This window comes from Tolypothrix sp. VBCCA 56010, assembly GCF_050875635.1.
In the GTDB taxonomy this organism is placed as follows: domain Bacteria; phylum Cyanobacteriota; class Cyanobacteriia; order Cyanobacteriales; family Nostocaceae; genus Hassallia.
Window position 1 is genome coordinate 15,061 of the sequence record NZ_JBPAOH010000010.1, and the last position, 13,857, is coordinate 28,917.

Consider the following 13,857-nt stretch of genomic DNA (forward strand, 5'->3'; position numbering starts at 1 on the left):
AATGATCTGTGAACGCTCAACTTATTATCGTTGCCGTTCTTCTTGGATCAGGGTGCGTTGGTAGATTTGATGGTTCTTAAACCAGTGCCAAGTTCGAGCGCGATAGTTATTGTCAGGGCTAATTTGGATCATTTCATATAAAGACATTTCTGGCATTGTCTTATAAGAAAACCACAAAATCACGGTGGAATCGTCTGCTTCCCAGGCTTTTCCTTGAATGCGTTCTGTATCAAACCAGAGTTTTTTATCTTGGTAGGTTGCGGGAAACTGATGTTCTTCGTATTTACCGTCAGACCACTTGTAGCGATTAACTTGGTAGTAGGGATAAGGACCGGTTTCTGGAAACTCACAGGTTAAGTGAGATTCATGCTTGTTGAGGATTTTTCCTTCTGTATCAACTAGTGTATACGTTCCTACCCAATCTCCTTGATGGCGGAAAAGAACGGGCATTTCTTCTTTGATGGTAGACATCCACTACTCTCCTTCGTATACAACTTTATTGGCTATTAAACCACCAAGGGTCGCTAACAGTGTTAGTTTTCACCAAAAATGCTTTTTTCCGCATGAATCGTGTCAGTGCGGCTGGTCCCATGCGCGAACCTCCCATACCTGAGAATTTAAAGGCGTTTTTTTCTCCCTCGTGCATTAAGGCAGTGAGTGCAGCATCGTTGATACTGATTGCTCCTGCATCTATCTGCTGGGCGACTTTTAATGCTTCTGCTTCCGAGCCAAAGACAGCAGCACTTAACCCATAAATGGTATCGTTGGCTAATGCGATCGCTTCTTCAACTCTAGAAAAAGCCATCACTGGCATAATTGGTCCAAAAGTCTCTTCGGTCATCACTTTCATCGAATGGTTAACACTTGTGAGAACTGTAGGACGACACCACCAACCACCACTCAATTGCTCGACTTCCCCACCGCAGTGAATTACCGCTTTCTTTGACACTGCGTCTTGCAAATGGTCTTTAATAATTGCTGCTTGTCTTTCGGCAATAATCGGACCGATTTCGCCATCTTCAATTTTAGGATGAGCCAACCGCAGGCGATACGCTTTAGTTACAAGTTGATGGTAAAACTTATCAAAAATTGATTCAGCAACATAAATTCTCTCAATCGACAAGCAAGACTGTCCGGTGTTGACGACGGAACCCCACAAAATTGCTGATGTGGCTAATTCTATATCCGCTGATTCTAAAATGATCGCCGGGTCTTTTCCGCCTAATTCCAAAAAAGCAGGAATAAACTGTCTCGCTGCTGCTTCTGCTACTTTTCGTCCGGTGGCTACACTGCCCGTAAAGCACACCAGATCCACATTGTCAATTAATGCGGCTCCTGTTTCGCCGGCTCCCTCAACAAAAGTTAATATATCGCGCAATTTAGGAACAGTGTTAAGTGTCGCTAACAAAGGTGTCACGAAGCGAGGAGCAATTTCACTCGGTTTGACGATGACGGCACAACCCGCTAGCAATGCGGGAATGGTATCAATTGTAGACAGCAATAAGGGAAAATTCCAAGGGCTAATCACCCCAACTAAGGAATAAGGAACCGCTGTTTGTTGCAGTTCGATAAAAGGTATTGCTGTGTCTTTTTCAAAGTCTTGTAATAATTTTGGCGCTAATCCACACCAGCGATCGAGGCTGGAGAGGAATGAGTCAATTTCCAGCACCGAGATTGATAATCTGCCAGTATCAGCAACTAAAGCTTCAGTCAGTTTATCACGTCCAGATAATATCGCTTGCTTCCACTGCTGTAAGGCTTCAATTCGCGCTTCTAGACCAAGTTGCTGCCAGCTTTTTTGCGCCCTCCGCAAGCGGCTACATTGTTGTGCCAGAAGCTTGGCGGGAGGCGGTATAATTACGTAGTCATATTTTCCGGTTCGGGGGTTGCGAACTTCGATTGGTTTGGTCATTGGTCATTGGGCATTGGGCATGGGGCATTGGGCATTGGGCATTGGGCATTGGGCATCGGGCATTGGGCATTGGGCATTGGGCATTGGGCATTGGGCATTGGGCATCGGGCATTGGGCATAGGTAATTCCTCTTTGTCTGCTTGTCTCCTTGTCTCCTTGTCCCCTTGTCTCCTTGTCTCCCATTGCCCATTCCCCAATCTCAAATTATCCCTAATTTGCCTAGACGCTCGATGGTTTCTTGCTGTGTTTGGATAAAATGTTTGCGGTCTACTTCTTTATCCAGCATAGTGTTTGCTGGGTAGAAATGCGACTGGCGGTAACTTTCTGCGTATAGCTCAAATCGCTGCCGTGAAAGTAAATTATTTAACCCAGGTCGCTGGCGATCGCGTCGTAAAGCTGCCAGGTCAATTTCGGCAAAAGCTGCCATGCTCTCACCTGCATCAGCTTGAGTTAAAACAATTCCTCGATAATCAATAATTTTAGAACCACCATCAACGGATGCAATAGGAATCGGGATATTTGCAATGCCTGCTGTATTTGCTGAGACTACGTATGCCATATTTTCTACTGCACGGCTGATTTTTGCGGCGTCTTTAGGCGTTAACATTTTGCTATACACTTCTGATGTCGAATGCAGAAAAATTTCTGCACCGCGCATTGCTAGACACCGCGCTACTTCTGGATATAAAATTTCTTCTGACGCCAGAGCTGCCAAATTACCGATCGCCGTCTTCGCTACCGGAAAAACACCCTCTAACCCGTAGCAATCTAGATACTTATCCCAGACATCGTGGGGTGTGGGAGCAAACATCGAATTCAGCCGTCGATACCGCAAGACAATTGACCCTGAGGGGTCGATAACAAAGCAGGTTTGGAAGTACAATCCTGGAAAGTTCGGATCGAGTTCGTAAGCGTTGCCTGCCAAGAAGATATTATGCTTTTGGGCTATTTTACCAAGAGCTTCATACTCAGCACCAGCCATTTCCAAACAAGCTTTTTCTGCCCAGACAGCTAAAGATTCTCCCATCGGAAAGCCTGTGAGAAAGTATTCCGGCAGGACAATTAAACGGCAGTCAAAGCCAATAAAAGCGATACTGCCAGCGATTTGTTGCGCCAAGCGGTTGATGGTTTGCTGCATGAGCGATCGCGCTTGGGTTCGATCGCTGGCTTGGTTAACTGCGTGGCACGTTACTTGAAGTGCCAAGGCACGAAATGAGTCTGTATTATCCGTATTAGCTGCCATGCTACTTGCTTTGTTCAATATTTCATGACGTTATTTCTTGGATGTGTAGACGTGTAAGGGCTTGTCGTTAGACACCACCCCAAAGCGCCCGAATTAGTTTGTTAGTCAATTCCGTACCCAGCATCTGCGCTGCTAACTTGTTGCCTGGATCGCGTTCAGCGCTGCTACGGCGCAAAAACAAGTCCCGTTCAGCCAAGCTAGCCCGCGCATCTTCTTTTATTGGTTCAGCCTCGTCTACCCACGTCAGCCAGCGATCCAGCATTTCGTGTGCAAGTGTGCGAATCAGGTTGAGTGTGTCATCCGTAGCTGAACAGGTGTAGCAGAGGCTGATAGGCGATTGAAACTGGCGGACATACAAGCTCTTGCTAGTAAATAATGACAGACTGGGATTGTTGTGCAAACTCAGGAATGTTTCATTAATTGGCTCATAGTAGCGATCCAGATATTCCAGGTCAATCAAAATATCAGTTCGGGGGATGTAATCAATGTAAAAAAAAATATTTGGAAACGTGCCAAACTCAAACGCCAGATGAGGAACCCGGATATGCGATCGCAACCAGGTAGTCAGACGCATCGTGCTGAAGCTTGATTGTTCGGTCTTGGCAAACCACCCATGCACTAACCAATCAATTTCTTCTCCAGAGAAGGTATTGAGCGAACCGTGTGCCTCTCCTGTCGTGGCAGAATAGCTCTGTAAGCTTTTCGTAGAAGGTTCTGGATGTAGCGTAAAACGAGCATCCAACTTCTGCTTGAGTTCGTTTGTAATACCCCATAACTGTTCAAATACAGTTGTATTGTCTACATTAGGTTGTTGCGAAATCATTGTTTGTCTTTGCTTTGTTTGTATAAACTTAATGTAAACGAAGAACTCCAGGTAATAGCATGTCAGATGGTGCTACAGAGTCGAAAGTTGGTAAAGTTCTGCTCATCGGCGTGACTGGTGGCACCGGCGGTAATGTGGTCAAAGGATTTCGCGAACAGGAAGTTACTAACCTGCGTGCCATAACGAGAAAAATTGACCTGAACCGCCCTTCGCTGTCGAAAATGAGCGAAGTTGGAGTTGAGTTGGTTGAAGCTAACTTAGACGATGAAAACTCCCTCGCAGCAGCTATGGACGGCATTTCGGCTATTTATTGTCACGCTACTTCAGCGGACTCTGCCAAACCTGACCCGCTAGAAGTGGAGAGGGCAAAGCGCGTTGCACAAGCGGCAAAAAAAGCCGACATTAAGCACTTTGTTTATAACTCCGCAGGTGGTGCAGACAGAAATTCCGGAATTCCCCATATTGAGCAAAAGTACAAGGTTGAGCAAATTCTCTCTTCAGCTGGTTTACCGACAACGATGTTGCGTGCGTGTTTGTTTATGGAGGAGTTTTGGAAAAAGTACACGCGACCGTCGATACTTAAGGGAACTTTCCCATTTTCGATTCAGCCTGACAAGCCTTTACATCTGATTACAACTATAGATATGGGTCGCGTTGCTGCTTGCGTGATGAAAAATCCTGACAAGTACATCGGTCAAGAAATTGAACTTGCTGGGGATGTGCTGACTCCAAAGCAACTTGCCGAGGCATTCTCTAAAGCGCAGGGGACAACTGTTGTTCACAAAGAAACACCCGCGTGGATATTCTTACTTTTATTTCAAAAAGAATTGTACGCTTTGATTCAGTGGTATCGCCGCAAGGGTTATCAAGCTGATGTGCAGCATTTGCGGCAAGAGTTTCCCGGACTTTTGACTACTTTCGATGAATTTCTGCAAGAAACGAACTGGGGAAATAAAGAACTGACTTACGATAGTCTTTCAGGATTGAGGGATGCTTAATCACTCTCGTGATTAAGCAAAAAACTTTTTAATGAGTATCAGCGAAGGTGTTGAAGCGATCGCTGTGGTAAATTTTGAACAGTGCTGTCTGCTTGCCCCATATCATCAATATCCATACTATGGAAATCGAACGATTGCAGGAACTCAAGCAAAAACTGACTAATGAAGCAGACCTTTCTCATATCTGGTCGTTTTATATGGATCATTTTGCGGATCATCCGGAATTTACTGACTTGGGTGAGCCTGCCTATAATCAATACCTAGATACTGTTATCCACAAAACTTGTCAGCAAATCTTTGGCAAGGCAATAAAAATTAATGGTTTTTTCTCGATCTACATTGCAAAGTATCAGTTATTTCATGGACCTTTCCAAGTTGAAGGACGTATTGGAGGTGTAATTTATTTCGAGGATATAAAAATTGGCTTACTTGCAGTGTCGGTAAATTATCCTCTTACTGATGCGGTTAAGTATTCACGTTTTTCTGAGATAATTCAACTTTCGACATCTAATCGCAACGATCGCAATTAAAAGCAGCACAACTCATAAATTAATGAATGAGTTGTGAAAAAACAAGATCCCCGACAACTATATGCGAAGTCGGGGAGTTGACGAATAAAGAAGGTAATAATGAGCGATCGTCTATTATCTAGATGTGATAATTACTTAGAAAGATTCGGTTCTCCAGTTTCCGGAAAACTAGCAAAATTGCGTCTCACCCAATCCATCCCCACTTCATTATTCAGCTTAATTTTCTGTGGCGTATTTGGGTAAATCTTCCCTAAAATATCTGCATCTTGTTCGACAACAACTTTGGCAAAGTTGAGAAACTTCTTACCCAACGCTTTAAATGCTGGATGTTTCGCTTGCCCAAACATTAATACATAAGTGCGTGTCCGCATCTCCGACTCTGGGATAAACAGGTGGCATTGTGCAACTTTAGCTGCCCAGTTTTCAACATGTGAAATTATTAAAGACGGAAAGTGATTTTCTAAGTGCGGTTTCAGGACTTTTGGTAGTAGCAATAAGTCAGGATTGCTGATTTTTTCTCTTAAACTTGTAGGTGCTGTAGGCATATCAAAAAAAGCGTGCGATTCATGCCCGTTGTCGATAAACTTCTCAAATTGCACTTCTTCAATTTTAAATAAAGGGCGATGCGTACCGTTTTGATGGTTGTAATCGTGCATATTTAGCAGCATGGTGAGCAAGTCTGTCTCCACGCTGGTGTCTGCTGTATGTCCAATAAAGTCATACTTAGCAGTTATTTCCTTCAAAATTGTCGGAATTGGTATTTTGGGTTCATATCCGCCATAAGACCAAATAAAATCATCTTGAATAATCAGTTCTAACGGTTGCAATTGTGGTAAAGTTTTCTTATTTGAACCGGGCAAAATAGTACAACCTTCACTGTCAAATTCCAAAGCATGAAATGGACAAACTACAACACTAGTTTTATCTTCACGTTGCTGACACCAACCAGAAGATAACATTGCTCCCATGTGTGGACAAGCATTAGGTAAGGCGCTTATTTTACCTGCTGCATCTTTCCACAGCACGTAATCACAACCGTAGAGGGAAACTTTTCTCGGTTTGTTTACCTCTAACATCGATTTGTGTGCTAACAGCCAAGGTGCGCCAAAAAGCATAGACATTGTTATTTTCTTCCTTTTATGACTACAGCAAAATCTTGTAGATTAAGTGAGCTTACGGGAATTCGCTCGCGTAAGCTTTTGTACTTATAGCAATTATTCTTTCATGGCGAATAAGAGCCTATTTGTAGGGACAATTCATGAATTGTCCCTACATTCGCTGTGATAATCTCTGAAAAATGAGTTAACTAATTTTTTAGTTAGTTATTAATTTAACCAATTTGATTTAGTCTGTCAACTACTAACCAGTCTTGAAAACTTTGATCCCCGGAAGTCGGCGCTCAAAGTTTTCGGTTTTTTCGTTAAGATGATGTTCGTCTCTTTGATGGTGAATTGTGGGTCGTTCAACGAAATCAAAATCTTCATCTAACAAACCTCGACAAGTGCGCGATGCTGAAGCGACGAAAGCGCAGATATTGGATGCAGCAATGGGGGAGTTTGCCAAGCATGGTCTTTCGGGTGCGCGAACTGAGGCGATCGCTTCGGGTAGTGGCGTAACCAAAGCCATGATTTACTACTATTTTGAGAGTAAGGAAAAGCTGTATCAAGCAGTCTTGCATCGGCTTGACTTTCCCATAAACGACATGCTTCGGGAAACTAACTTGGATAATTTGCCACCAGAAGAAGCTTTAAAGCAGGTTATCCAAGCAGCTATTGCTTATAGAGTCCAGCATCCTCACTTAGGCATGATTTTATTTCAAGAAGCGAATCAAAATCAAGGTAAGTTTTACAAACAGACAAACTGGCAACAAGGTTTCGAGCAAGTTATTAATATCTTAGAACGTGGTATAGCGTCCGGTTGCTTTCGTTCAGTCGATCCGTTTCTAACTGCAATTCATATTGCCGCAGTTTGTACTTTTTATTTCGATGCCTACGAAAATCTTAAGTATGCAAAACCGGATTTAGACTTGCGAAGTCCAGAAATGATTGAGGAATACACCCAACAAGCAATTAATTTGATTTTAGCTGGTGTGCGATTTCATACTCAACAATAGCATTTATGCAATCTGACAATATGAACGAAGTTCACAATACAGCATGAAAATTTTTCTTTCAAGCGTCCAAGCGTCCCTATAAAAGCAAATTCATCTTCAACAAATATATATTTTGATTGACATTTTTCCGGAACGACCTACTTCACATGATTAAAAACTTTAAAAATCAAATTTAAACACTTGTGTCGATTCAATAAAGATTTTGTAAAGACGACCGAGAAAATCTGACAATCTGATTATTTCATGTATATATACTGATATAACAGATGTTCTAGTTTCTTTTAACATCAATTATTCTAATTGGATGTATCTACTCTTGACTATTAATTAAATCTTAATCTAGGTGTAATTGATAACTTAACAAATGAAAATAGAGTAAACACTTAAGTGACAGTGTAAATAATATGTCTGAATAAAGCATTAATATTCAGTCCACATCAAATTTTATTGTATCATAAACATGGTCGATCAATAATTACTAAATTGGCATTTATCAGAAGCCATAACTGCGGCAGAAACAAAACACCGTCAAAAGTAACAATCACAGAATGCAAATGTTTAATCAGCACATCAAGAATTTATTTTTGTCAATAAATGATCGGCGGGGTAAGGTTATCAGTTTTTTACTTAGTCTGATAGCTGGAATTATTATTTCAATTGGAATTGCAACATATTTAACTGCTAATGTAGCGTCAGCAACCACCTACAAAACCTCTTGGATAGGTAATACATTTGGCGGTGGCGATAAGTGGGTACAAAACCAGATTGAAGCGATGTATGTTGCCCCAAACGGTACAGTTTATACTAACAGCGGTTGGGATGAAGCCGGCAGAGAAGCCGGAATATACAAGGATGGCGATGTTATTGGTTCTTCTGTGGAAACCCACGGTTGGAGTCGTAGCGGGGGCAAAGCTGTCACAGGAAATAGCAAATACATTTACCTTGCCATGATTCAGGGGTCGATGGGCAACATAAAAGCTGATTATCCCCCAGAAAAAACAACTTGGTACTGTGTAAGACGCTACGATTTATCTGGCAAACCTGCTGCTTTTAGTAAAGGACGCGGCTACGATCGCAGCATGTTAATTGTCAGTACTAAAGGCGAAGTTACTGGATTGGCAACTTCAGGAAACGAGTTGTATGTTAGCGATTCCGCTGACAATAAAATTCGAGTTTACAACAGCGAAACTCTAGACGAAATTCGCAACTTTAGCTTTAGCAATCCCGGACAGATAAGCGTTGACCGTCAAGGAAATTTATGGATTATTCAGCCGAAAAAAAATAGTAATCCGGCAAAGATTCTACATTATTCGCGACAAGGAAAACAGTTACCAGAACAGATTGCCGATGTAGTTGAGCCAAAAGCGATCGCCATCGATAATCAAAATAGACTTTTAGTAGCAGAAAATGATTCGCGCCAGCAAGTATTAATTTACAATATTAAAAAAAAGCCAGTATTAACCGGAACTTTCGGCAGCAAAGGTGGTATATATCAAGGTACGGCTGGGGAAATCAGTGATTTGAAATTTTACGGTATTACTGGAGTCGGCACAGATGCCGCAGGTAATATCTATATAAATAGTAATGGTTTCAATTATTCAGGCACGGATTTGCGGAAGTTTTCACCTACCGGAAAACTACAGTGGCAATTGTTAGGTTTGCATTTTGTCGATAATGCTGATACTGACCCAGCTAGTGATGGAGTTGAGGTATTTACGAAGCAAGAACAATTCGTCATGAATTATAACAAGCCTGCTGGTCAGCAAGCGACTTACAAAGCTTACACAATAAATCCTTTCAAATACCCACAAGATCCGCGTTTGCATACAGCGCCGACTTCAGCCTTTTTTCGGCGCATTAAAGGCAAGCCTTTTATGTTTCTCACAGATATCTTTGCCAGCTTTATAGAGATTTATCGTTTCAATCCGAACAGTGATGGCAAAATTGCCATACCAGCGGGAATGTTTTGGGGAACACCAGAAAAAGATGGAAAACCAGTAGCTGTAAGTTGGCTTCCTAATATACCCAAAGAAGGAGAATGGATTTGGGGCGATCGCAATGGTAACGGCGCCTTTGACAAAGGCGAATACGATTCTTTACCAAAAGATTATCCCTACCTGGGGGGATTGTGGGTAGACAGCAAAGGAGATGTTTGGAAAACCTTGCGAACTCTAGATGGTATCGGCATTCGGCATTATCCGTTACAAGGACTAGATAAAAACGGCAACCCAATTTATACTTCTAGTTCGCTCCAAAAACAAAACACACCAAGTATATTCACTGATATCAGGAGAATCGAATATTTCCCGGAAACAGACACTATGTATTTGTCTGGCTTCACTAAAGATCACCCCGCAGTCGGCGACGATGCCACAAATGCTGGATCGGAAATTGCCCGTTTTGACAATTGGAGCAAAGGAAATGGCACTCCCCGTTGGCGAACTGTGATTCCCTACGACACGACTGGCAAACGCGAAGTGTCTACAGCCGCAATGAGTGTGGCAGGAGATTACGTGTTTGCCGTCACAGTGAAAACCGCAGAAGTATATGTCTACAATACAGCAACGGGAGCGGAAGTTCAAAAGTTAAAACCTGGTGCAGAAGTCAAGGGCGAAAGTGGTTGGATTGATATACCATACGGTATCCGCGCTTTTCGCCGATCAAATGGTCAGTACTTAGTGTTTGTTGAGGAAGATGCGAAAGGAAAAGTGATTGTGTACAATCTACCAAAGTGATTTATAACACATTTAAAAAATACATAATCTGCTACAGTATTATAAGTGGGTATTCGGAGTTTGAGAAGAATAATTTTCACCTCAAGTCTGTTGGATGAAAGTTGACAATCGGCTAGCTTGACACCGAATGCCTGACTTATATCAATAGTTTAATTTCAAGTATGTTTTTAAACATTTTTGGTATCATTAGGGGATACTTATTACGCACAGTAGTGGTATTTTTCAATCGCAAGATACAGTCTAACCTTTAACCTCTAATGGCGTAGTACTGCTAATATCAAAAATTGGGTAGCGATCGCATCTGAAAATTTGCCCTTATTTTCTGTTGTCAAAGCAAACAAATGTAATCTAGAAGACAATTATTCGAGATTATGTAAATGTAGATAAAGTAAGTTTTAACTAATACTTATTCACTTAAGATTATTAGAAATAAATCTTACTATAAACTTTGTATAGACGGAAAAAATTTCCAGTTAATAATTAAATTTAAATTAGTCACCAAGCAAATAACTAACATTGCTAGGCAGATTTATAAGTTAAATTACTTAAATTTCCTCATAGGTAAAGTGATTGTTAAACTTAGATATTGTTTTTTTAACAAAAAGAAAAACATGAAACTGTTATTAATAAAAGTGGTATTATGTAAAAGCCAGAAATAAAACTCAGACAAATATGCATGAAAGAAAGAAAAACCTTCTAGAAGGTTTTCTCAGATTATATTGAGTAAAAAAGTGACTATGAATTATAAAAAAATTCTCCAAAGGGTAGAAAAATTACTTCCAAATACCTGGCTTTATCAAGTGCAATATATGCACTCTAACTTACTAGTTCGGTGGATTTTGCGTCGTGGAAGTATGCCGCTAACATTTAGCAAAAAATCAGCAATGGTGTTTTCTCCGCATCAAGATGATGAAACTTTTGGTTGCGGTGGGATGATTGCTTTAAAAAGGGAACAGGGAATACCAGTAGTAGTAGCTTTTCTGACGGATGGACAGGGTTCAGTTGGCGAGGATTCGGAAATTAAAGATAAAATCATCCAAATTCGCAAACAAGAAGCCGTAACAGCATTGAATATTTTAGGAGTTGAACCATCAGAAATTTACTTTTTGGATAAGGTAGATGGAACATTACGAGATTTAGAAGCATTGCAACGACAACAGACGATTGAGCAGATAGTTGAACTGCTTCAAAAGTATAAACCAGGGGAAGTCTACGTTCCACATCAAAAAGATTGCCATAAGGATCATGAAGCTGCATATACCTTAGTAAAAGAAGCGATCGCTCAAGCCAAAATCGAAGTTGAACTGCTAGAGTATGCGATTTGGTTATTTTGGAGAGCGCCACTATTTATTATGCTGAAGTTGCAGGATATAGCAGATGCTTATCGGCTATCAATTGCAGCAGTTCAAGACAAAAAAAATAGAGCGATCGCCTCATATTCTTCTCAAATTGAAGGTTTACCCCCTGGCTTTATCAAGCGATTTTTGGGGTCTTATGAAATATTCTTCAAAGTAGAATCCTAGTAGCTGAAACTTCTTTATTATTAAGAGTTAAGCAGAGGTTGCGTCTCAAGTTTTAAAGTTAATCAATTTAATCTCGGCGACCCTGTGGAGAAATAAAAATGCGTATACTACATCTTACTAATCATATACAACAAATTGGTAACGGTATTGTCAATGTGGCAGTAGACCTAGCTTGTTTGCAAGCAAAAGATGGTCACGATGTTGCGATGGCATCTGCTGGTGGCGAATATGAAGGATTATTAGCAAATTATGGCGCTCAACACTTTCAATTAAATCAGTCTAGAACACCGCCAAATTTAATTAAAGCAGCTGGGCATTATCAAAAAATCATACAAAAGTTTCAGCCGGATATTGTCCATGCACATATGATGACAGGATCTGTGCTAGCAGGGCTGTTTAAAAAGAACTTTGGATATAGTTTAGTTACCACCGTACACAATGAATTTCAGCGTAGTGCAGTACTGATGGGATTAGCCGATCGCGTAATTGCAGTTAGTAATGCAGTCGCAGATTCGATGGTGCGACGCGGTATACCGAAGAAAAAATTGCGAGTCGTCGCTAATGGTACATTGGGTAGTCCCCGGCATCGCAGTATTCTAGACTACGAACCCTTACCCCTACACCGTCCGGCGATCGCCACCGTAGCAGGAATGTATCAACGCAAAGGAATTGGTGAATTAATCGACGGCTTCGTAATAATAGCTGCCGACTTTCCCGATGCTCATCTATATTTAGTGGGAGATGGTCCGGATCGGGCAATGTTTGAGGCAAAAGTGCAAAATACAGCTTTCGCTTCGCGCATTCATTTTGAAGGCTTCCAAAGCGAACCGCAACGTTATATGTTAGCAACTGATATCTTCGTCCTCGCTTCACACCACGAATCTTTTGGTTTGGTTCTCACAGAAGCGCGGGAAGCTGGTTGCGCGATTATTGCCAGCGACGTAGACGGCATTCCTGAAACTTTAGATAATGGAGAAGCTGGTGTTTTGGTGTCACCTAAAAATAGCTTTGCTGTCGCAACTGCTATGAAGAAATTACTTAGTAACCCTTGGGAAATGCAAAAATGGAAATACAAAGGGAAACAAAATATAGAGCGGTTTAGTGCTGCACGGGTAAATAAAGAAACACTCAATGTTTATCGTGAATTAGTACCAAACTACAATCTATGTCACAGTAGTGTGAGCGTTTAATTTTTCTGTCATGAAGAGTAGTGGAATTATAGGCGATCGCGTTTCTTTTAGTGTTTGGCTTGGGGAATGCGATCGCCTTTCTCATGCCATTACTAAAGACTTATCTACACCATAAAACGAGAGAATTCCCCAGATTTTTCACTACCTAACTATCCTAACTTTTCCCTCACCCAAGCGCGAAACGATTTCAGCAAAGCAATTTCTCCCATAGTTTTACTTTGCTGAATAAATCTGCTTATATCACTCACCGATACTATCGGAAAAGCAATACTAAATTCACATTCAACATATTGCCCTTCTATTAACTGATAAAATTTCAAATTTCGTCCGTTATATCTCCATAGTTCAGCGATACCAAGTGCTGAATAAATTTCTAATTTGTTAACTGAACTGCTAGTTATATCAATCTCAATTGCTAAATCAGGTGCTGGATCTGTTTCTAAATCTAGAGTTTCTTTACCTCTAATAGCTAATTCATTCTGGATATAATAGCAGTTATCTGGTTCTATGCCTCTTTTTGGGATTCTTCGCTTCAGTGTTGTCGAACCAGCACTTTTAATTTCAATTTCTAGTTCTTCTGCTAAAGCAACAATAAAATTACCAAAGTTACTTTTAGGATTTTCGTGTTCAAAAAGTGGAGTCATAATTTCTAAAGTGCCATCTTCATAAGCAAATCGGGAACCTCTATCCTCACCTGTTTCTGCTAGCAAGGCTTCAAAGGTTTCCCAGCTAATGTTGTGTAGCACTGTTCTTTGTTCGGCAATGCTTGAAGATATAATCATCTTTAAGT

At 41.0% G+C, this 13,857-nt stretch carries 14 protein-coding genes; 7 read left to right on the forward strand and 7 right to left on the reverse strand.

Annotation, left to right across the window (positions count from 1 at the left end; all coding sequences use genetic code 11):
* Positions 1 to 24 precede the first annotated feature (24 nt).
* The 5 genes from AABK37_RS05385 to AABK37_RS05405 all read right to left on the reverse strand — a co-directional run bounded on the left by AABK37_RS05385 (position 25) and on the right by AABK37_RS05405 (position 3,978).
* A complete protein-coding gene (locus AABK37_RS05385) occupies positions 25 to 471 on the reverse strand; it encodes a DUF3598 family protein (RefSeq protein WP_432550568.1) in 447 nt (148 codons plus the stop codon).
* Between the two features lie 25 nt (positions 472 to 496).
* Complete coding sequence (locus AABK37_RS05390; RefSeq protein WP_432550569.1) at positions 497 to 1,912, reverse strand: aldehyde dehydrogenase family protein; 1,416 nt, start codon at positions 1,910 to 1,912, stop codon at positions 497 to 499.
* Positions 1,866 to 2,102: a hypothetical protein gene (locus AABK37_RS05395; protein ID WP_432550570.1), complete on the reverse strand. Its 237-nt coding sequence runs from the start codon at positions 2,100 to 2,102 to the stop codon at positions 1,866 to 1,868. The genes AABK37_RS05390 and AABK37_RS05395 overlap by 47 nt, the downstream gene beginning before the upstream one ends.
* A gap of 9 nt (positions 2,103 to 2,111) precedes the next feature.
* Positions 2,112 to 3,155, reverse strand: a complete 1,044-nt coding sequence (locus AABK37_RS05400; protein ID WP_432550571.1) for a nitrilase-related carbon-nitrogen hydrolase — start codon at positions 3,153 to 3,155, stop codon at positions 2,112 to 2,114.
* A 67-nt stretch (positions 3,156 to 3,222) separates the two neighbouring features.
* Positions 3,223 to 3,978 carry a red chlorophyll catabolite reductase gene (locus tag AABK37_RS05405; protein ID WP_432550572.1) on the reverse strand — a complete coding sequence of 252 codons (756 nt, stop codon included), beginning with the start codon at positions 3,976 to 3,978 and terminating at the stop codon, positions 3,223 to 3,225.
* Positions 3,979 to 4,037: 59 nt separating this feature from the next.
* On the opposite strand from AABK37_RS05405, the gene AABK37_RS05410 reads away from it, so the two are divergent.
* From AABK37_RS05410 to AABK37_RS05420, 3 genes are read left to right on the forward strand one after another with little or no spacing between them, the layout of a single operon-like run.
* On the forward strand, positions 4,038 to 4,976 hold the full coding sequence (locus AABK37_RS05410) for an NmrA family NAD(P)-binding protein (RefSeq protein ID WP_432550573.1): 939 nt from the start codon (positions 4,038 to 4,040) through the stop codon (positions 4,974 to 4,976).
* Between the two features lie 31 nt (positions 4,977 to 5,007).
* Positions 5,008 to 5,139 carry a hypothetical protein gene (locus tag AABK37_RS05415; RefSeq protein ID WP_432550574.1) on the forward strand — a complete coding sequence of 44 codons (132 nt, stop codon included), beginning with the start codon at positions 5,008 to 5,010 and terminating at the stop codon, positions 5,137 to 5,139.
* A complete protein-coding gene (locus AABK37_RS05420; protein ID WP_432550575.1) occupies positions 5,096 to 5,506 on the forward strand; it encodes a hypothetical protein in 411 nt (136 codons plus the stop codon). Before AABK37_RS05415 ends, AABK37_RS05420 begins: the two co-directional genes overlap by 44 nt.
* 131 nt (positions 5,507 to 5,637) lie before the next feature.
* On the opposite strand, the gene AABK37_RS05425 is transcribed toward AABK37_RS05420, so the two are convergent.
* Positions 5,638 to 6,621, reverse strand: coding sequence for a Rieske 2Fe-2S domain-containing protein (locus AABK37_RS05425; protein ID WP_432550646.1), 984 nt, complete (start codon positions 6,619 to 6,621; stop codon positions 5,638 to 5,640).
* Between the two features lie 338 nt (positions 6,622 to 6,959).
* Between AABK37_RS05425 and AABK37_RS05430 the strand changes: the two genes are divergently transcribed.
* The 4 genes from AABK37_RS05430 to AABK37_RS05445 all read left to right on the forward strand — a co-directional run bounded on the left by AABK37_RS05430 (position 6,960) and on the right by AABK37_RS05445 (position 13,067).
* A complete protein-coding gene (locus AABK37_RS05430) occupies positions 6,960 to 7,619 on the forward strand; it encodes a TetR/AcrR family transcriptional regulator (protein ID WP_432550576.1) in 660 nt (219 codons plus the stop codon).
* Between the two features lie 554 nt (positions 7,620 to 8,173).
* Positions 8,174 to 10,354, forward strand: coding sequence for a hypothetical protein (locus tag AABK37_RS05435; RefSeq protein ID WP_432550577.1), 2,181 nt, complete (start codon positions 8,174 to 8,176; stop codon positions 10,352 to 10,354).
* A 737-nt stretch (positions 10,355 to 11,091) separates the two neighbouring features.
* Complete coding sequence (locus tag AABK37_RS05440; RefSeq protein ID WP_432550578.1) at positions 11,092 to 11,877, forward strand: PIG-L deacetylase family protein; 786 nt, start codon at positions 11,092 to 11,094, stop codon at positions 11,875 to 11,877.
* 98 nt (positions 11,878 to 11,975) lie between these two features.
* On the forward strand, positions 11,976 to 13,067 hold the full coding sequence (locus AABK37_RS05445; RefSeq protein WP_432550579.1) for a glycosyltransferase family 4 protein: 1,092 nt from the start codon (positions 11,976 to 11,978) through the stop codon (positions 13,065 to 13,067).
* Between the two features lie 149 nt (positions 13,068 to 13,216).
* On the opposite strand, the gene AABK37_RS05450 is transcribed toward AABK37_RS05445, so the two are convergent.
* Positions 13,217 to 13,849: a Uma2 family endonuclease gene (locus AABK37_RS05450; protein WP_432550580.1), complete on the reverse strand. Its 633-nt coding sequence runs from the start codon at positions 13,847 to 13,849 to the stop codon at positions 13,217 to 13,219.
* Positions 13,850 to 13,857 lie beyond the last annotated feature (8 nt).